Raw genomic sequence first — 18,787 nt, forward strand, 5'->3', positions numbered from 1 at the left:
CCGTTAGGGACGACGATGACCCACCGCCTCGCACGAGCCCGGCGCACCGTGCTGTCCGTTCCAGCATCCAGCGCGAAGTTCATCGCACGGTCCGTGTCGTTGGGGGCGGACCAGGTGTTCCTCGATCTCGAGGACGGGGTGGCCGCCTCGGCGAAGCAGGAGGCCCGTGACGGCGCCGCGGAGGCGCTGCGCACGCTCACGTGGCTGGCGCCGACGGTGTCGGTGCGGGTCAACGGCTGGGCCACCGCGTGGACGCACCGCGACGTGATCGACGTGGTGGGCGCCGCCGGCGGGCGGCTGGACACCGTGCTCCTGCCCAAGGTCACCTCGCCGGGCCACGTCGAGGCGCTGGACCTCCTCCTCACCCAGCTCGAACGCACCCATGCCCTGCCGGTGGGCAGGATCGGCATCGAGGCGCTCATCGAGGACGCCGTCGCCCTCACCCGCATCGACGAGATCGCCGCCTCCAGCCCACGCCTGGAGGCCCTGCACCTGGGCCCAGGCGACATGATGGCCTCGCTCGGCCTGCCGGCGCTGCAGGTGGGAGTGCTGGCGGAGAGCTACCCCGGTGACCCGCTGCACCACGTCTACGCCAGGATCCTCGTCGCGGCCAGGGCCCGCGGGCTCCAGGTCGTCGACGGCCCCTTCGTCGCGGTGCACGACCTGGACGGTTTCCGGGCGTCGGCGGCGCGCGCGGCCGCCCTCGGCTATGACGGCAAGTGGGTGCTGCACCCCGCCCAGATCGAGGCGGGCAACGATGCGTTCACCCCCACCGAACGGGCGCTCGCTCGTGCCGACGCCATGCTGGCGGCAGCGACTCGGGCGGGGGAGGCGGGCGTGGGGGCGGTCATGTCCGGCGGGGAGATGGTCGACGAGGCGGGCGTAAGCTTGGCGAAGGCCATTGTGGCCCGCGTACGGAGGAGCAGATGACCGAGCCTATGAGCACCAAGCTGATGCAGCTGAACTACCCGCAGCACGTGGCGCAGTTCGGCACCTACGAGGAGGCGCAGGGGGCGGTCGACTTCCTGGCCGACGAGAAGTTCCCCGTCGAGAACCTGCTCATCGTGGGAACCAACCTCAAGCTGCTGGAGCGGGTCACCGGGCGGCGCACCTGGGCGACGGTGCTCGGCGAGGGCGCCCTGTCCGGACTGACCACCGGTCTGTTCGTCGGTGTCATGCTGATGCTGTTCGTCGGCAACGGCAACTTCGCGATGCTCTACGTCGGGCTCGCGATGGGCGTGGCGTTCGGGATCCTGGCCCGGCTCCTCGCGCACTCCCTCACCGGCGGCAAACGCGACTTCAACTCGGCCCGGATCACGGTGGCCACCAGCTACGAGGTGCTGGCCGAGCACAAGGTGGCCCAGCAGGCCCGCGACATGCTGTCCGAGCGCCCCGGCGCCCGCGCCGCCCTGTTCGAGTGAGCGAACCCCTCACCGCGGAGGAGTGGGACCGCCACTACTCCCACCCCGGCTTCGTCTACGGCTACCGCCCCAACGACTTCCTCAAGTCCCAGTCGCGCCTGCTGAGGCCGGCGTCGCGCGTGCTGTGCCTGGGCGACGGCGAGGGCCGCAACGGCGTGTGGCTGGCCGAACGCGGCCACGACGTGGTGAGCCTGGACTTCTCGGCCGTCGGTCTCGGCAAGGCGCGTGGCCTCGCGCAGGAGCGGGGCGTCGCCGTCGAGACGTGGCAGGTGGACCTCGCGGACTGGGTGGAGCATCCGGATCCGGAGCGTTCCTGGGACGCGGTGGTGGCCATCTCCGCCCACCTCCCCTCGGCCCTCCGGCGCCGCGTCGCCCGCACCGCCACCCGGCAGGCCGCCCCCGGTGCGGTGCTGATACTGGAAGCCTTCACCCCGGCCCAGCCCGCCCTCGGCAGCGGCGGGCCCACGGAACCGGACCGCCTGATGACCCGCGGGGACGCCGTCGACGAGTGGGACGGGTGGCGCCCCGACGTGCGGCTGGTGGAGCGTCGGATCTTCGAAGGGATGGCGCACCAGGGCCTGGCCTCAGTGGTGCAGGTCCTGGGCCTGCGGAGCTGAGAGGGCTCGGGTAGGTTGTGCAGCAACAGCTGTGTCAAGGAGACGTGATGGATCTGAACTGGACCACCTACAACCCCACCAGCGCGGCCGAGCGCGTGGTGCTGGTCGGACCCAGCCTGGGGGGTAACGCCGCCCACCAGTGGACCCCCGTCGCGGCCCACCTCATCGACGACGCCCGCATCGTCTTCGTCGACCTGCCCGGCACCGGCCTCGGTGCGGTCTGGGATGACGCGGACGAACCCACCCTCGACACCTTGGCGGCGGGTGTCGCGAAGGTCGCGGCCGAGGTGCGGGCGGAGATCGGTGCCGACGTGCCCGTGTACTTCGCCGGGTTGTCCATCTCGGGCGCCGTCGCGCTGCACGTCGCCCGTGACTACGACAAGACATTCTCCGGCGTCGTGGTGGTGGCTTCGGCGGCCACGGTCGGCGAGCCGGCAAGGTGGCTGGAGCGCGCGGACCAGGTGGAGGCCACCGGCACGCAGCAGCTCGTGGACGAGACCACCAGACGGTGGTTCACGCCGATGTTCCGCGCGCAGCAGCCGGCGGTCGTGAGCGCGGTCATGGAGGGACTCTCGGTGGCCGATGACCACTCCTACGCGCAGCTGTGCCGGGCGTTGGCCGTGCACGACGTGCGCGATGACCTGCCCTACATCACCATCCCGGTGGTCATGGTGGCGGGTGAGCGCGACGCCTCCACCCCGATCGCCAACGTCGAACTGGTGGCGGAGACCGTGCAGCGCGGCGAGCTTCACGTCGTGCCCGAGGCGGCGCACCAGGTGACGGTCGCGCGGCCGGCGGACGTGGCCCGCATCATCCGCGGGCTCGTGTCACGCGGCCAGACGTCGAAGGTGGTCTCCGAGTCCGCGGACTGAGGATCAGCCTCGGCTCCGGGCGAGCCAACGCTCCACGTCGTCGGCCGTCCGGGGGAGGGCCTCGGAGAGGTTGACCGGGTCCGCGTCGGTGATGAGGATGTCGTCCTCGATGCGCACCCCGATGCCCCGGTACTCCTCGGGCACCAGGAGATCGGTGGACTTGAAGTAGATCCCGGGCTCCACCGTGATGACCATGCCGGCGCGCAGCGTGCCCAACCGATACTGCTCGGCGCGGGCGTGCGCGCAGTCGTGCACGTCCAGCCCCAGGTGGTGGCTGGTGCCGTGCACCATCCAGCGGCGGTGGTGTCCGCCCTGCACCTGGATGGATTCGGCGGCGCTGACCGGCAGGATTCCGAGCTCCTCGAAGAACTCCGCCAGGACCGTGACGGCGGCCTTGTGTACATCGGCGAAGAGGGCGCCGTCGCGGCAGGCGGCGATGCCGGCGCTCTGGGCGGCCAGCACTGCCTCGTAGACGCGCCGCTGGGGCGCGGTGAACCGGCCGTTGACCGGCAGCGTGCGGGTCACGTCCGCGGTGTAGAGGCTGTTGACCTCCACCCCCGCGTCGAGCAGGAGGAGGTCGCCGTCGCGGAGTTCGCCGTCGTTGCGGATCCAGTGCAGCGTGTTGGCGTGGTCTCCGCCGGCCGAGATGGTGTCGTAGCCGACGGCGTTGCCCAGGTGGCGCGCGTGCAGCTCGAAGATGCCCTCGACCCATCGCTCCCCGCGCCCGAGCTCGACCGCGCGCGGCAGTTCCCGGGCCACGGCCTCGAAGCCGACGGCGGTGGCGGCGCATGCGCGCCTCAGCTCGGCCACCTCGAACTCGTCCTTGATGAACCTGGCCTCTGAGGCCGCGCGGGCAAGCTCCGCGTCCGCGTCCGCGCCGTCGTCGGTCCGGGCGTCGTCCACGAGCTTGGTGACCGCGGGGTCCGCCTCGCGGATCACCGCCAGCGGTGCCGCCGCCTCGCGGAGCGCCGCCTCGAGGCCGCGGATGTCGCGGCAGGGGAGACCGGTGGCGGCGGACATCTGGTCGAGCGTGTCGCGCCTGCCCACCCACATCTCGCCGTATCGCGGGTCCGCATAGAACTCGCGGTCCGTGCGGGGCGCCGGCGGGCGGAAGAACAGCGTGGGCTCCCCACCGGCCAGTACCAGCACCGCATCCGCCTCCCGGTCCTCGCCGAGGCCGGTGTAGTAGGCGAAGGCGCTGTGGGGACGGAAGCGGTAGTCCGTGTCGTTGGAGCGCTGCTTGAGCGGCCCCGCGGGGATGACGAGGGTGGTGGCGGCCACCTGTTCGGCGAGGCGAGCGCGGCGGGCACGGGCGTACGCGACGGCGGGCAGCGTCTCGGGCAGCGCCTCGGGATAGGGCGCCCAGTCGCTCACGATGAAAGCCTTGAACTCCTCGGAGTACGGGTCCCGCCTGCTCTCGTTGCTGTCTCGCGCCTCGGTCATGGCGCCAACTCTACGTGCCCGCTCAGACCTTGCGGATCATGATGGAGTCCACGGCGTGCGTCTCGTCCTTGGCGAGGATCGCGGTGGCCCGGTCCCGGGTGGGGGCGATGTTGTGGCGCAGGTTGGGGCCGTTGATGGCTTCCCAGATCTGCTCGCCGAACTGCGTGGCCTCCTCGTCGGAGAGGTCGGCGTAGCGCCGGAAGTAGCTGCGCTCGTCGCTGAACGCCGTCTGCCGGAGCGTGAGGAAGCGCTCGATGAACCACTGCCGGATGTGTGCCTCCTCAGCGTCGACGAACACGGAGAAGTCGAAGAAGTCGCTGACCGCCAGGCCCGGGCGCCCGTCCGCCTCCACGCGGGCCGGCTGCAGCACGTTGAGACCCTCGATGATGAGGATGTCGGGGCTCTCGACGGCGATGAACTCGCCAGGGAGGATGTCGTAGCTGAGGTGGCTGTACACCGGCGCCAGAACGCGCGCAGCCCCGGACTTCACTTCGACGATGAACTCGAGCAGCGCTCGACGGTTGTAGGACTCCGGGAATCCCTTTCGCTGCACCAGGCCGCGACGCTCGAGTTCCGCGTTGGGGTAGAGGAAGCCGTCTGTGGTGATGAGGTCCACCTTGGGGTGACCCGGCGCCCGGCTGAGCAGCTCCTGGAGCAGCCGCGACACCGTCGACTTCCCGACGGCGACCGACCCTGCCACCGCGATGACGAACGGCGTCCGTGCCACGTCGAGTCCGAGGAACCCGTTGCTCTGCGCGTACAGCCGCCCCGTGTTCTCCATGTAGAGGTGAAGAAGCTGAGTGAGGGGGAGGTAGACCTCCGAGATGTCGTGCGACGACGTGGGGTCCCCGATGCCGCGGAGCCGCGCCAGCGTGGCCTCGTCGAGGTCGATCTGCGTGGCGTCTGCCAGTGCCGCCCAGGCGTGGCGCTCCAGCGTGACGAACGGTCCGGTCACCGTCACTCCTTCGTGGGGGTTTCTCGGCGGCCATCGTAACAGCGGCCACCCGGCCGTATCGGCCGGTGGGAACCGCCCCCGGGGCAGATGTCAAGAAGTGCGCAATCATCATGTACGGTTTTCGGCGTGTGTGGAATCGTGGGATATGTCGGACATCGTGACGGACTCGACGTGGTGCTGAGCGGCCTGCGCCGCCTGGAGTACCGCGGGTACGACTCGGCGGGCGTGGCCCTGCCGAGCGAGGGCCGCGTCGAGTGGCGCAAGAAGGCGGGCAAGATCGCCAACCTGGAGGCGGCCATCCAGGAGCGGCCGCTGCCCTCGAGCCAGGTGGCCATCGGCCACACCCGGTGGGCCACCCATGGCGCGCCGACGGACCAGAACTCCCACCCGCACGTCGCCGACCGCGTGGCGATCGTGCACAACGGCATCATCGAGAACCACCGCCAGTTGCGCGAGGAACTCCCGGGCGTCGAGTTCTCATCGGAGACCGATTCCGAGGTGGCCGCACACCTGCTGCGCAAGGAGCTCGACGGCGGCGCCGATCTGCTCGACGCCATGCGCACGGTGGTCGCGCGCCTCGAGGGCGCCTTCACCCTGGTGGCCCTCGACGCGCAGGACCCGGACCGCATCGTGGCGGCACGACGCAACTCCCCCCTCGTGGTCGGAGTGGGCGAGGGCGAGTACTTCCTCGCCTCGGACGTCGCCGCCTTCATCGCCTACACGCGCGACGCCGTCGAACTGGGGCAGGACCAGATCGTCGAACTCACCCGCGACGGCGTGACCGTCACCACCTTCGACGGCGCCCCCGCCGAGACGAAGGAGTTCCACGTGGACTGGGACCTCGAGGCCGCCCAGAAACAGGGTTTCGACTGGTTCATGCGCAAGGAGATCTTCGAACAGCCCCGCGCGGTGGCGGACACGCTGCTGGGGCGCCTCAACGAGCGCGGTGAGCTGATTCTCGACGAGATCCGGATCAGCCCCGAGACGCTGCGCCGGATCAACAAGATCGTCATCGTGGCCTGCGGTACCGCGTTCTACGCCGGCCTGGTGGCCAAGTACGCCATCGAGCACTGGACCCGCATCCCCTGCGAGGTGGAGGTGGCCTCCGAGTTCCGCTACCGGGACCCCATCATCGACCCGATGACGCTGGTGGTCACCATCTCCCAGTCCGGCGAGACCGCGGACACGCTGATGGCCATCCGGCACGCCCGGGAACAGGGCGCCAAGGTCATCGCGATCTGCAACACCAACGGCGCCACGATCCCGCGGGAGTCCGACGCCGTGATCTACACCCACGCCGGCCCCGAGATCGGCGTGGCCTCCACCAAGGGCTTCACCACACAGCTGGTGGCCTGCTACCTGCTGGGGCTCTACCTCGCGCAGGTGCGCGGCATGAAATACGGCGACGAGATCGGCGCACTGCTCGCCGAGCTGGAGCGGATGCCCGCTGCCATCCAGGGCATGCTCGACAACCAGCAGCAGGTCCTGGACCTCGCCCGGGAGTTCGTCGACGAGCCGTCGGTGCTGTTCCTCGGCCGCCACGTGGGGTACCCGGTGGCGCTGGAAGGCGCGCTCAAGCTCAAGGAGCTCGCCTACATCCACGCCGAGGGCTTCGCCGCCGGCGAGCTCAAGCACGGGCCCATCGCGCTCATCCGCAAGGACCTGCCTGTGTTCGTGGTGGTGCCGCCGCGCGGCCGCGACCAGCTGCGCGACAAGGTGGTGTCCAACATCGCCGAGGTGCGCGCCCGGGGCGCCAAGACCATCGTGCTCGCCGAGGGCGACGACGAGGAGGCGCGCGCCGCGGCAGCGGTGTTCATCGAGCTGCCCAAGCTGTCTACCCTGTTGCAGCCGGTCGCCGCGATCATCCCCCTGCAGCTGTTCGCCTGCGAGCTTGCCACCCTGCAGGGCCACGACGTGGATCAGCCTCGAAATCTGGCCAAGTCCGTCACCGTCGAGTAGCCCACTGCTCCTAGAGTGGCGCCATGATCGTCGGCATCGGGACAGACCTGTGCGTCATCGAGCGGTTCAGGGACATGCTGGAGCGCCGCCCCGGCCTGGATGAGCGGCTGCTCACCCAGGCCGAGCGGATGCTGTCCATCGAGTCCCAGGCCGCCCGCTTCGCCGCGAAGGAGGCGTTCGCCAAGGCGCTGGGCTCGCCCGGCGGCATGCGCTGGCTGGACTGTGAGGTGATCAAGAACGCCGACGGGGACCCCGCCTTCCTCAGCTCGGGCTCGGTCGCGGCCAGGGTCGAGGCGCTGGGCATCCGGCACATCCACCTCTCGATCAGTCACGACGGGGGCTTCGCCACCGCGATGGTGGTGTGCGAGGCATGAGACCCGTTGTCACGGCCGCCCAGATGCGCTCAGCCGAGGAGCGGGTCTTCGCCGCGGAACCGGGCGTCGACCTCATGGGGCGTGCGGCCGCGGAGGTGGCGCGGGTGGCGGCCGCGGTGGCGGCCGATGGTCCCGTGCTGGTGGTCGCGGGTCCGGGCAACAACGGTGGCGACGGGCTCTATGCGGCCGCGCTGCTGGCCGGGCAGAGGCCGGTGTACCTGTGGCTCGCGTCGGGCTCCGCGCACGACGGCGGTCTCGCGGCGGCCCGCGGCGCCGGCTGTCAGGAGGTGGACGCGGTGGCCGCCGTCGATCTCCTCACCGACTGCGCGCTGGTCGTCGATGCACTCACCGGCCTCGGGTCCCGGGCCGGGCTGCCCCCTGCCGTCGCGACGCTCGCGGTCGCCTGCGAGGCCCTGGGCGTCCCCGTGGTGTCGGTGGACCTGCCCAGCGGGCTCGACGCGGACTCCGGTGCGCTCCACCCCAGTTTCACCGCGGCCCACACCGTCACGTTCGCGGCCCTGAAGCCGTGCCACGTGATGGAGCCGGCGGCGACGCGCTGCGGCCGACTCCACGTCGTGGACATCGGGGTCGAGGTGGCCACGGACACGCTGCGGCAGGCCGAGGCCGCGGACGTGGCCCGGTGGTGGCCGGTGCCTTCGTCGACGTCGGACAAGTACTCCCGCGGCGTGGTGATGATCGATACCGGCTCGGAGCAGTACCAGGGCGCGGCCATCCTCGGCGTCTCCGGTGCCCTGCACGCCGGGGCCGGCATGGTGCGCTACACCGGCCGCGTGGCCTCGGGCCTGATCCTGTCCCGGTTCCCCAGCGTCGTGATCGGGGAGGGGCGCGCCCAGGCCATGGTGGTGGGCTCGGGATGGGGCGACGGCGAGGGCACGGAGGGCCGGGTGGCCAACGCCGGCCTCCACGCGGTGCCGACGGTGGCTGACGCCGACGCGCTCACCTCGCTGCCCAGGGGCCGGCTCGACGGGTGGCTCCTCACGCCGCACGCGGGGGAGCTGGCGCGGATGCTCGGCTGCACGCGGGCCCACGTCGAGACGGAGCCGCTGACCTGCGTGCGGGAGGTGGCCCGCCGCACCGGCGCCGCGGTGCTTCTCAAGGGCGCGACGCAGTATGTCGCGGAGCCGTCGGGGAGGGTGACGGTCGCGGTGGCCGGGCCGGGCTGGACGGCGCAGGCGGGGTCCGGCGACGTGCTCGCCGGGATCTGCGGGGCCCTGCTCGCGGCGGGGTTGCCGGCGTGGAAGGCGGGGGTGGTGGGCGCCAGCGTCCAGGCCCTGACGGCGGCGCGGAACCCGGGGCCGTACACTCCCGAGGAGGTGGCGGCGCAGCTGCCGGCCGTGGTGGCGGAGCTGGTGGGCCGCTGAGGTCAGGCTCCCAGCAGGCCCTCGGCGAGCCACCCGTCGGACTGGAATCCCGGCGGCACGGCGAAGACGGCCGAGCCGATGGCCGTGGTCCACTCGTTGAGCGCGTCCCCCTGATCCAGCATGCGTTGCACGGGGATGAACTGCTCGGCGATGTTGGCCTGGAAGGCCGTGAACAGGAGACCCGACGAGGTGGTCTGCACCCCGTCGACCCACTCCTCGTGGGTGTAGTTGAGGCCGCGGCGCAGCATGGTGCGGCCGGAGTTCTGCGACGGATGAGCCACCCGGGAGTGCGCGTCCGCTGCGATGACGGGCACCCCGTCGACAACGGCACCGAGGTCCGGGGAGTCGTGCTCGGCTTCACCGGTGAGGGGCGCCCCGGTGCTGAGCCGCCGCCCCACGGACTGCTCCTGACGATCCCGCGTGGCGTCATCCCACCGGTCCAGGTCCATCTCTATCCGCCGGATGACCAGCTGGGTGCCTCCGGCGAGCCAGCCGTCGCCGGAGAACACGGCGGCGGTGAGGGCCTCGTCGGTGGGGTTGGCGGTGCCGTCGACCTGACCGAACAGATTCCGGCCCGTGACGCGGCGACCGGCTCCGTCCACCGGACGCCAGGAGCCGTGCTGGGTCCACCGCCGGGTGGCGAACGGTGCGGCGTCGGCGGCGAGCCGGCGGACCGCGTGGGCGACGGTGGTGGCGTCGTCCGCCGAGACCCAGGCGAGCACGTCACCGCCCGTCCAGCGCTCCTGCAGCTTGTCGTGGTCCATCGGCGGGATGTCCTGGAACCCCGCCGGACGCAGCGCCGCGAGGCCGTCGAGCGCGAAGACGCCCGGGCCGAGGCCGACGAGGATGGTGAGGGAGACGCCGGCCTGGGCCAGGTCCGGCGCGAAGTCCCCGGGGGCCGGCCGTCCCGCCATCAGGGCCGCGATGTCAGAGCTCCACACCCGCATGAAGCGGCCGAGGGCGGCGCGGTCCGTCCCGGGCAGGAGGTCGAAGGCCACCAACTCGCCTACGGCCGGCTTGGGCGTGACTATGCCGGCCTGGTGCTCCCCGTGCGCGGAGTGGGTCTGCCCGGAGGCCGACGGCGTGAACGGTTCCACGCCGGCGTCGCCTGACGCCCGGCCTGCTGCCACGCCGGCCGCGCCGCCGAGGGCCGCGGCTCCGGCATAGCCGAACACGCCGCGACGGCTGACCTGGGGGCTGGACATGGCGTGGATTCTACCCCTCGTCGATACCCCCGGAGGGGTACCCCCGGGGGTATCGATTTCCGGGTATGCTCCACCACGTGAAGTGGAAGTTACTCGTCCCAGCCCTCGCCACCGTCGCCGTCGCAGCCTGCTCGCCCGCCGCGCAGAGTGCCACCCCCGGGATCATCGCCGCGGACCCCTGGGTCCGCGCCACGGTCGGCACGGAGATGCCGGAGATGACCGCCCTGTTCGTCAGCCTCACCAACCCGTCGGAGGAGGATCGGATGCTGGTCGCGGCCGACTGCGGAGACGTGGCAGGGAAGGTCGAGCTGCACGAGATGGTCAAGGTGGACGGTCAGATGGTGATGCAGGAGGCCGAAGGTGGGCTTCCCGTCCCCGCCGGCGAGCACCAGCATCTGGCGCCCGGGGGCCCGCACGTCATGCTCATGGGGCTGACGGCCGAGTTGGCCGCCGGCGGCGAAGAGATCGTCTGCACGCTGACCTTCGACGACGAACAGACGATCGAGCTCGTCGCCCCGGTGAAGGAATTCACCGAGGAGCAGGACGCCTACCACACGCACGCGCCCACCGACGAGGGCTGAGCCTCAGGCGACGAGCTGCGAACCGCGGACCGACAGGCCCACGGCCTTGCGGTAGTGGCCCACCAGTTCCGAACAGACCTTGTCCCAGCTGCGGTCCACGGTGGAGCGTCGGGCCGCCTGGCCGAACGCGGCGCGCTTCGCGTCGTCGCCGATGAGGTCCACGACGTGGCCCCGCATCGCCGTGAGGTCTCCCGGGCGGTACAACCACCCCGTGCGGGACTGGTCCACCAGATCGATCGGGCCGCCCCGTCGAGGAGCGATCACGGCGAGGCCTGAGGCTTTCGCCTCCTGGATGGACTGGCAGAACGTCTCCAGCTCCCCGGGGTGCACGAAGAGGTCCAGGCTGGCCAGTGCGGTGGGGAGGTCCTCGCCGGTCAGTTCGCCGAGGAAGGCGGCGCCGGGGAGCGTGGCCTCGAGTTGCGCGCGGAGCGGGCCGTCGCCGATGACCACCAGACGCGTGCCGGGAAGGTCCGCGATCGCGGCTAGGTCCTCGACGCGCTTCTCCGTCGCCAGCCGCCCCATGTAGCCGATCAACCGTTCGCCGTCGGGGGCGTGGCGCGCGCGGAAGGCGGCGCTGCGTTTCCGGGGATCGAACCGCGCCGAGTCCACACCGCGGCCCCAGACGCCGACGCGCGGCACGCCCTGCTCGATCAACTGGTCCCGCGCGAACGTCGACGGCGCGAAGTTCAGCGACGCCAGCGAGTGGACCTGGCGGACGTGATGCCAGAGGAGGGGCTCCAGATGGGGGAAGCCGTAGCGGGCCGCGTATGTGGGGATCTCGGTCTGGTAGATGCCCACCATCGGGATGCCGAGTCTGGCGGCGACGGTGGCCGCCTTGTATCCCACGACGAAGGGTGCGGCCAGATGGATGACGTCCGGGGCGAAGCCGGTGAGGATCCGGCCGATGGTGTGGGCCGGGGTGGTGACCACGCGGACCATGTCGTATCCGGGAAGCCCGACGCTGGTGACGGTCTCGACGGGGAAGCCGCAGTAGTCCTGGGGGGTGCGGTCTCCGGCCTGGGGTGCGATGACCATGGCCTCGTGGCCTGTGGCCCGTAGATGCTCGAGTACGCGCAGCACGGAATTGGTGACCCCGTTGACACTCGGAAGAAAGGATTCCGCGACGATGGCGACTCGCACAGCCCCAATCTTACGTATCGAGATGTCCACGCCCCCACGTCGAGGCGAACGGCCGGTGAACGGTGGGTGACGTTCCCGGGGACGCCGGGAGCCTCGATTCGGAGAATCCGCCGCGACAGCATAGACTCGGGTGGCCCGGTAAGGCGATTAACGCCAGCGTGTGACAGATGAGCGGGCAAATCGAGGGGCCCCGATGTGGGCCCGAGCGGCCCGAATCCAGGGCCCACTACCCCCGCAGAGGACCTACCCATCATGAACGCACCACGCCCGAAAAACCGCTGGTCGGCCGAACAACGCACAGCCAAGGGCCTCAAGGCCCAGCGCCGCGGCCGCTCCGACGCCCCGACGGAGGGCGCTCCCCTCAACCGTAAGCAGCGCCGCGCGCTGGAGTTCGGCGACAAGCCGTACGTGGCCAAGCCCGAGAGCGCCGACGAGCGCCGTGACGACCGGCCCCGGGACGAGCGCCCCGCGGCACGCCGCGACGATCGCCCGGTGCGTGACGACCGCCCCCGCTGGGGAGACCGTGACGACCGCCAGCGTGGCACCGACCGCTACGAGGACCGTCCCCGTCGCTTCGAGGACCGCCCGGTGCGCGACGACCGCCCGGCCCGTGACGACCGCCCCCGCTGGGGAGACCGTGACGACCGCCCCGCGGCTCGCCGTGACGACCGCCCGGCGCGCGACGACCGCCCCGCCCGTGACGACCGCCCCCGCTGGGGAGACCGTGACGACCGCCCCGCGGCTCGCCGTGACGACCGCCCGGCGCGCGACGACCGCCCCGCCCGTGACGACCGCCCCCGCTGGGGAGACCGCGACGACCGTCGCAGCGACAGCCGGGGCGAGCGCCCCAGCGGCTACCGCCGCAGCTCCATGCCCCCGCACGTCGATGTCCGCCGCCCGCACGAGGCGCGCGGCCACGAGGAGCGCCGCGGACACTCCCGGCCGGACACCCGCGCCCCGCGTTCGGATTCCTATGACGCCCCCGACGCGGACCAGATGAGCTGGACCGCCACGACGGCCGAGGCCGTCGAGGGAGACGTGGCGTCGGGCTTCTTCGAGCTCGGCGTCGCCGAGCCGCTCGTGCGGGTCCTGGCGGGCCAGGGGATCACCGCCCCCTTCCCGATCCAGGCCGCGACCATCGGCGACGCCATCGCCGGCCGCGACGTGCTGGGCCGTGGCCGCACCGGCTCGGGCAAGACGCTCGCCTTCGGGCTGGCCATGCTCACGCGCCTCGCCGAGGGCACCTCCGCGGGCTCGCCGCGGGCCATGATCCTCACCCCCACCCGGGAGCTGGCGCTGCAGATCGCCGACGTCCTCTCCCCGCTGGCCGCCGCCATGAAGCTGGACCTCACGCTGGTCGCGGGGGGCATGGCCTACGGTCCGCAGATCCGCGCGTTCGAGCGCGGCGTGGACGTGGTCGTCGCCACCCCCGGCCGCCTGATCGACCTGCTCGAACAGGGCGCCGCCGACCTCAGCCAGGTGCAGATCTCCGTGCTCGACGAGGCGGACCACATGGCTGACCTCGGCTTCACCAAGGAGGTGCGCACGCTCCTCGACGCCACGCCCGAGGGCGGGCAGCGCCTGCTGTTCTCCGCCACCCTGGACGCCGCCGTCGATTCGATCGTGCGGACCTACCTCAACGATCCGGTCACCCACGAGGTGGACTCGAGCCAGGCCTCGGTCACGACGATGGTGCACCGTCCGCTGATCGTGCGCCCGCACCACAAGAACCAGATCACCGCTGAGATCGCCAACCGCGACGGACGCACCGTCCTGTTCGCCCGCACCCAGCTGGGGACGGACCGGATCGCCGGGCAGCTCCGCGAGGCGGGCGTCATGGCCGGATCGCTGCACGGTGGCCTCACCCAGGGCGCGCGGTCGCGCATCCTGACGGCCTTCCGCGAGGGTACGGTCCCCGTCCTGGTCGCCACCGATGTCGCGGCCCGGGGGATCCACGTCGACGACGTGACCCTCGTGCTGCAGGTGGACCCGCCGCACGATTCCAAGGACTACCTCCACCGTGCCGGGCGCACCGCCCGCGCCGGGCAGGAGGGTGTGGTCGCCACCGTGGTCCTGCCGCACCAGCGCAAGATGACCGAGCGCCTGCTCGGCCAGGCCGGCGTGAAGGCCAGGGCGATCGAGGTGGAACCCGGATCCGCCGAACTGCGCGAGGCCACCGGCGCCCGCCCCACGTCGGGCGTGGAGATCGCCGAGGCGGACTACCTCGCACTCATCGCGCCGAAGCAGGCACAGCGTCGCCGTCCCGAGGGTGGCGGCCGTGGTGGCCGTCGCTACGAAGGCGGCCGCGGCCAGCAGCGCGGGGGCCGCAGGGACCGTTGGTGAGGCCGTAGGCTCTGGACCCGTGATGGACACCTCCTCCCTGTCGATCCGGATCGCCGATCCGGGTGACGCCCCGCGGCTGTTGCACGTCATCCATGAGGCGTTCGCGGCGCGTCCCCCGGTGGACCCGCCGGCCGACGCCCTCACCGACGACGTGGCAGACATCGAGCGCGCCCTTACGGACGGCTACGGCGTGGTGGTGGAGCGGGAGGGGCACATCATCGCCGGGCTTCTGGTGGACCTGTCCGACGGCGTGGCCACGCTGAGGCGCGTCTCGGTGCTCCCGTCGGCGAGCGGTCAGGGTGTCGCGCGGTCCCTGGTGGAGGGCGCGCTGACGGTGGCGGCCGATCTCGGCGCGCGTCGCGCCACCCTCTTCGCGCGCGAGGAGTTCCCGCAACTCGTGGACTGGTGGCGCGACCACGGGTTCGACGTCATCGCGCCCGAGCCGCACGGTTTCCGCATGGGCCGGGACCTGCCCGTGGTCGTCGACGTGCCCACGGCCGGTGACATGCACACCCTGGGGCTCCGGCTCGCGGCAGTCCTGCGCAAGGGCGACGTCATTGTCGCCACGGGTGACCTGGGCGCCGGGAAGACCACGCTCGCGCAGGGCATCGGGGCAGGGCTGGACGTGGAGGGGCCCATCATCTCTCCCACGTTCGTGATCTCGCGGGTGCATCGGCCCCGCGGAGAGGGCCCGGGCCTCGTCCACGTCGACGCCTACCGCCTCGGTGATCCCTCCGAGCTGGCGGACATCGACCTGGACGCGACGCTCGCGGACAGCGTCACCCTCGTCGAGTGGGGCCACGGCCTGGCCGAGTGGCTGGCCGACGGCCGCCTGGAGATAGACATCGTCCGGGGCGTGGACTCCGACGAGCGCACCGTGTACCTCACCGGCTTCGGGCCCCGCTGGGCCGGGGCACTCGACGTTCTCAGGGAGATCCCATGACCTGGACCCTCGGTATCGACACCAGCCACGTCGTGGCGGTGGGCCTGGCCCTCGACGGCGAGCCGCACAGCCGCGTCATCGTGGACGACACCCGGGCTCACGCGGAGGCACTCATGCCGTCGGTCCTGGACGCCTGCGAACGCGCCGGCATCACGCTGCGCGATCTCGACGAGGTGGTTGTCGGCATGGGGCCCGGGCCCTTCACGGGGCTGCGCGTGGGCGTGGCGACGGCCTGGACTCTCGCGCATGCAGCGGGCCTGGAGCCCCACGGGGTGTGCTCGCTGGACGTGGTGGCGCGCCAATGGGCGGAGGCGGGCGCTCCGGCGCAGTTCGTGGTCGCGGCCGACGCCCGCCGTAAGGAGCTCTACTGGGCCAGCTACCGCACCGACGGCACCCGCACGTCGGATCCGCAGGTGTCCGCCCCCGAGGCGGTGCCGGCGCTCCCCGTCGCCGGGGCCGTCCCCGAAAGCTTCCGGGCGCTCCTGGACGTCCGGGGCCCCGATGCGCTGGACCCCGCGGTCATGGCCGCGCGGTGGCGGACGCTGCCGGTGGCCGGCGACGAGCCGTTCTACCTGCGTCCCGCGGACGCCACCGTCCCCGGCAAGCCCAAGTCCGCACTGCCGCGCCTGAGGGCCCGCCGATGATCGTCGAGAACGCCACCGCAGCGGACCTACCGGAGATCCTCGAGCTCGAGGCCCACTTCGACCGCCCCTGGTCGGAGGAGTCCTGGCGCCAGGAGGTCACGGGCGGTGGGCGCCTGGTGCTCATCGCCCGCCGCCAGGACGGCGCCACCGTCGGCGTGGCCTCGTTCCAGCTGGTCGACGAGGTCGCGGACCTGCACCGCATCGTCGTGGCACCCGAGCAGCGCCGCCTCGGCTTCGCCCGAGTGATGCTGATGGCAGGCCTGCAGTGGGCCATCGGGCGTGGCGCGCGCCGGATGCTGCTCGAGGTGGACAGCGGCAACGCCGCAGCCATCCAGCTCTATCAGGGCTACGGCTTCGCGGCGGTCGCCACGCGCCCGGACTACTACGGCCCGGGGGCGGATGCGCTCATCCTCGAGCGCCGGCTCGAGGGCGTCGACGCAGACTCGGTTGGCACGTGGGACATGGAGGAGGACAGCGATGACGAGTGAGCCCCTGGTTCTCGGACTCGAATCGTCGTGCGACGAGACCGGAGTCGGGATCGTGCGCGGACGCACGCTGCTGGCCAACGAGGTGGCCAGCTCGGTGGAACTCCACGTACGGTTCGGCGGCGTGGTGCCCGAGGTGGCCAGCCGCGCCCACCTCTCCGCGCTGATCCCCACGCTGGAACGCGCGGCCGCCAAGGCTGACGTGGACCTCTCCGATCTCGACGCCATCGCCGTCACTGCCGGCCCGGGGCTCATGGGTGCTCTGGTCGTGGGCCTCGCCTCCGCCAAGGCCCTGGCGGCGTACCTCGGCAAGCCGCTCTACGGCGTCAATCACCTCGTGGGTCATGTCGCGGTGGACCTGCTGGACCACGGACCCCTGCCCACCCCGTCGCTCGCGCTGCTCGTTTCCGGCGGGCACACCCAGCTGCTGCACGTCGAGGACATCGCCACCCGGATCACCGAGGTGGGCACCACCATCGACGACGCCGCGGGCGAGGCGTACGACAAGGTGGCCCGCCTGCTCGGGCTTCCCTACCCGGGGGGGCCGGTCATCGACAGGGCCGCCCAGGAGGGCGATCCCACCTTCATCCGCTTCCCCCGTGGCCTGACCGCGCGCCACGACATGGAGAAGCACCGCTTCGACTTCTCGTTCTCCGGGCTGAAGACCGCCGTGGCACGGTGGGTCGAGCAGCGCCGCCTCGACGGGGGAGACGTGCCGGTGGCGGACGTGGCCGCCAGCTTCCAGGAGGCCGTGTGTGACGTCCTGACGGCCAAGACCATCGACGCCGCCCAGCACCTGGGGGTGCGCTCGATCCTCATCGGAGGCGGAGTGGCGGCCAATTCCCGGCTCCGCACCCTCCTCGAGCAGCGGGCCGCCGAGGCGGGCATCGAGCTGAGGCGCCCCCGCCCGGCGCTCTGCACGGACAACGGGGCCATGATCGCCGCCGTCGGCAGTGAGGCCGTCCGGGCCGGCCTGCGGCCGTCCGGCCTGGGCATCTCGGCGCACTCGGGGCTCCCCGTGGGCACGGTCGTCGTCTGATTTTGGTGCGCCAGGACACAAGTCGGTAACGATCTGGTGTCAAAGCGGGGTTTGCTCTAGCCGATTTGAACGTGCCTTGGCTATGTTCCTTCAATCACACGGCCCGTCCGGGCCTCTTCCGTCGGTCAACGACTAAGGATCCGCTGATCATTTGGGGCATCCGTCCGGGGGTGGGCTTGACGGTGGCTGTGGGGCCGCCGGTGGGGCCGGTGAGGGCCGGTTGCTTGCCCTCCGGCCCTTGTTCAGGGCCCTTTTCTGCGGTTCTGGGCAGGCTGCCGCCAGGGGCTACCCGGTAGCAGCGGCGGTCTTGAGTCTGGTTTCGATCGTGTTCGCGCGGGCGAGCATCAGCAGGTTCGCCGAGGCCATCGCGACCTGGAGCTGGTTCAGGTTCTTCGCCAGCCCGCGGTAGCGGGTCTTGGACAGCCCGAAGTCCCGCTTCACGATCAGGAACACGTGCTCCACCTTCGCCCGCACCGACGCCTTCCTCGACTCGAGTCGCTGCTCGTGAGGGTGCATCGCTCTCCACGTGCCCTGCCGGGCAGCGACCCGCCACTCGACGTGTGACAGGTGGTCGTCGCCGCGGATCTCGGGGCGTTTCGTCACACCCGAATAGCCGGCGTCGGCGTAGACGACCTGGTCATCCTCGCGCACCAGATGGGTGATCTGGTCCAGGTCGTGCACGTTGGCTGCTGTCGCGGTCACCGAGTGCACTAGACCCGTGCCGGCATCGACCCCGGCGTGGGCCTTCATCCCGAAGTACCACTGGCGCCCCTTCCTGGTCTGATGCATCTCGGGATCCCGGGTGCCGGTGGCGTTCTTCGTCGACGAAGGTGCGGCGATGATCGTGGCATCCACGATGCTCCCGCCACGCATGACCAGACCGTCGGCCTCCAGCCGGGCGTTCAACGCGGAGAACATCGCCTCACCCAGCTGGTGCTCCTCCAGCAGGTGCCGAAAATGCAGCAGGGTCGTGGCGTCAGGGACCTGCCTGGTAGCGAAGTCCACACCCATGAACTTGCGCATCGCGTACGAGTCGTTGATCTGATCTTCCACGCCTTCGTCGGAGAGGTGGAACCACACCTGCAGCAGGTACATCCGCAGCATCGTCTCGAGCGGTATCGGCCGCCTGCCGCGGGTCTTGTTGTAGTAGTGCGGCTCGATCAGCTTGACCCAGTCCGCCCACGGCACCACCGCGTCCATCCGCTTGAGGAACTCCTCCCGCTTCGGGACCCGGCGACGCTGACCGTACTCGACCTCAGACAAACTCGGCTGCAACTCATCCACAACCAGCATTCTACCTAGCCAACACGCCATTCACCGGCCAAACACCCACCGACTGCGCATCCACCGACAAACCAGGCTGGCCCATTAATCAGCGGTTCCC

General features: G+C 71.3%; 18 protein-coding genes. 13 read left to right on the forward strand and 5 right to left on the reverse strand.

Annotation, left to right across the window (positions count from 1 at the left end):
* Nucleotides 1-15 precede the first annotated feature (15 nt).
* The 4 genes from ACZK5N_RS09680 to ACZK5N_RS09695 are packed head-to-tail and all read left to right on the forward strand — an operon-like array spanning nucleotide 16 to nucleotide 2,910.
* A complete protein-coding gene (locus ACZK5N_RS09680; RefSeq protein ID WP_459019077.1) occupies nucleotides 16-930 on the forward strand; it encodes an HpcH/HpaI aldolase/citrate lyase family protein in 915 nt (304 codons plus the stop codon).
* The gene (locus ACZK5N_RS09685) at nucleotides 927-1,421 is read left to right on the forward strand and encodes a YflT domain-containing protein (RefSeq protein ID WP_459019078.1); all 495 of its coding nucleotides are present in this window, start codon (nucleotides 927-929) and stop codon (nucleotides 1,419-1,421) included. Before ACZK5N_RS09680 ends, ACZK5N_RS09685 begins: the two co-directional genes overlap by 4 nt.
* Nucleotides 1,418-2,038, forward strand: a complete 621-nt coding sequence (locus ACZK5N_RS09690) for a class I SAM-dependent methyltransferase (RefSeq protein ID WP_459019079.1) — start codon at nucleotides 1,418-1,420, stop codon at nucleotides 2,036-2,038. The genes ACZK5N_RS09685 and ACZK5N_RS09690 overlap by 4 nt, the downstream gene beginning before the upstream one ends.
* Nucleotides 2,039-2,085: 47 nt before the next feature.
* On the forward strand, nucleotides 2,086-2,910 hold the full coding sequence (locus ACZK5N_RS09695; protein ID WP_459019080.1) for an alpha/beta fold hydrolase: 825 nt from the start codon (nucleotides 2,086-2,088) through the stop codon (nucleotides 2,908-2,910).
* Nucleotides 2,911-2,913: 3 nt separating this feature from the next.
* Here the strand turns inward: ACZK5N_RS09695 and ACZK5N_RS09700 are convergent, their stop codons facing one another.
* Nucleotides 2,914-4,353: an aminopeptidase P family protein gene (locus tag ACZK5N_RS09700; protein ID WP_459019081.1), complete on the reverse strand. Its 1,440-nt coding sequence runs from the start codon at nucleotides 4,351-4,353 to the stop codon at nucleotides 2,914-2,916.
* 22 nt (nucleotides 4,354-4,375) lie between these two features.
* Nucleotides 4,376-5,350, reverse strand: a complete 975-nt coding sequence (coaA, locus tag ACZK5N_RS09705; RefSeq protein WP_459020356.1) for a type I pantothenate kinase — start codon at nucleotides 5,348-5,350, stop codon at nucleotides 4,376-4,378.
* An 84-nt stretch (nucleotides 5,351-5,434) separates the two neighbouring features.
* Between coaA and glmS the strand changes: the two genes are divergently transcribed.
* From glmS to ACZK5N_RS09720, 3 genes are read left to right on the forward strand one after another with little or no spacing between them, the layout of a single operon-like run.
* A complete protein-coding gene (gene glmS, locus ACZK5N_RS09710; RefSeq protein WP_459019082.1) occupies nucleotides 5,435-7,267 on the forward strand; it encodes a glutamine--fructose-6-phosphate transaminase (isomerizing) in 1,833 nt (610 codons plus the stop codon).
* Between the two features lie 23 nt (nucleotides 7,268-7,290).
* A complete protein-coding gene (locus ACZK5N_RS09715; RefSeq protein ID WP_459019083.1) occupies nucleotides 7,291-7,641 on the forward strand; it encodes a holo-ACP synthase in 351 nt (116 codons plus the stop codon).
* Nucleotides 7,638-9,023 carry an NAD(P)H-hydrate epimerase gene (locus ACZK5N_RS09720; protein ID WP_459019084.1) on the forward strand — a complete coding sequence of 462 codons (1,386 nt, stop codon included), beginning with the start codon at nucleotides 7,638-7,640 and terminating at the stop codon, nucleotides 9,021-9,023. Before ACZK5N_RS09715 ends, ACZK5N_RS09720 begins: the two co-directional genes overlap by 4 nt.
* Nucleotides 9,024-9,025: 2 nt before the next feature.
* On the opposite strand, the gene ACZK5N_RS09725 is transcribed toward ACZK5N_RS09720, so the two are convergent.
* Nucleotides 9,026-10,228 (reverse strand): Dyp-type peroxidase, encoded by a 1,203-nt coding sequence (locus tag ACZK5N_RS09725; RefSeq protein WP_459019085.1) that lies wholly within the window; start codon nucleotides 10,226-10,228, stop codon nucleotides 9,026-9,028.
* A 77-nt stretch (nucleotides 10,229-10,305) separates the two neighbouring features.
* Here ACZK5N_RS09725 and ACZK5N_RS09730 point away from each other — a divergent pair, with 77 nt between their 5' ends.
* The gene (locus tag ACZK5N_RS09730; RefSeq protein WP_459019086.1) at nucleotides 10,306-10,809 is read left to right on the forward strand and encodes a copper chaperone PCu(A)C; all 504 of its coding nucleotides are present in this window, start codon (nucleotides 10,306-10,308) and stop codon (nucleotides 10,807-10,809) included.
* Nucleotides 10,810-10,812: 3 nt separating this feature from the next.
* On the opposite strand, the gene ACZK5N_RS09735 is transcribed toward ACZK5N_RS09730, so the two are convergent.
* On the reverse strand, nucleotides 10,813-11,949 hold the full coding sequence (locus ACZK5N_RS09735) for a glycosyltransferase family 4 protein (protein WP_459019087.1): 1,137 nt from the start codon (nucleotides 11,947-11,949) through the stop codon (nucleotides 10,813-10,815).
* Nucleotides 11,950-12,201: 252 nt separating this feature from the next.
* Here ACZK5N_RS09735 and ACZK5N_RS09740 point away from each other — a divergent pair, with 252 nt between their 5' ends.
* Genes ACZK5N_RS09740 through tsaD form a run of 5 tightly spaced genes read left to right on the forward strand, consistent with a single transcriptional unit; the run spans nucleotide 12,202 to nucleotide 17,403 of the window.
* Nucleotides 12,202-14,292 (forward strand): DEAD/DEAH box helicase, encoded by a 2,091-nt coding sequence (locus ACZK5N_RS09740; RefSeq protein ID WP_459019088.1) that lies wholly within the window; start codon nucleotides 12,202-12,204, stop codon nucleotides 14,290-14,292.
* Nucleotides 14,293-14,314: 22 nt separating this feature from the next.
* On the forward strand, nucleotides 14,315-15,235 hold the full coding sequence (gene tsaE / locus ACZK5N_RS09745; RefSeq protein ID WP_459020357.1) for a tRNA (adenosine(37)-N6)-threonylcarbamoyltransferase complex ATPase subunit type 1 TsaE: 921 nt from the start codon (nucleotides 14,315-14,317) through the stop codon (nucleotides 15,233-15,235).
* Nucleotides 15,232-15,879, forward strand: a complete 648-nt coding sequence (tsaB, locus tag ACZK5N_RS09750) for a tRNA (adenosine(37)-N6)-threonylcarbamoyltransferase complex dimerization subunit type 1 TsaB (protein ID WP_459019089.1) — start codon at nucleotides 15,232-15,234, stop codon at nucleotides 15,877-15,879. The genes tsaE and tsaB overlap by 4 nt, the downstream gene beginning before the upstream one ends.
* Nucleotides 15,876-16,367: a GNAT family N-acetyltransferase gene (locus tag ACZK5N_RS09755; RefSeq protein ID WP_459019090.1), complete on the forward strand. Its 492-nt coding sequence runs from the start codon at nucleotides 15,876-15,878 to the stop codon at nucleotides 16,365-16,367. The genes tsaB and ACZK5N_RS09755 overlap by 4 nt, the downstream gene beginning before the upstream one ends.
* Nucleotides 16,357-17,403: a tRNA (adenosine(37)-N6)-threonylcarbamoyltransferase complex transferase subunit TsaD gene (gene tsaD, locus ACZK5N_RS09760; protein ID WP_459019091.1), complete on the forward strand. Its 1,047-nt coding sequence runs from the start codon at nucleotides 16,357-16,359 to the stop codon at nucleotides 17,401-17,403. Before ACZK5N_RS09755 ends, tsaD begins: the two co-directional genes overlap by 11 nt.
* Before the next feature lie 285 nt (nucleotides 17,404-17,688).
* Here tsaD and ACZK5N_RS09765 read toward each other — a convergent pair whose 3' ends face one another.
* A complete protein-coding gene (locus tag ACZK5N_RS09765; protein WP_459020358.1) occupies nucleotides 17,689-18,678 on the reverse strand; it encodes an IS5 family transposase in 990 nt (329 codons plus the stop codon).
* Nucleotides 18,679-18,787: the final 109 nt, after the last annotated feature.

The organism is Tessaracoccus pujii (assembly GCF_055326215.1).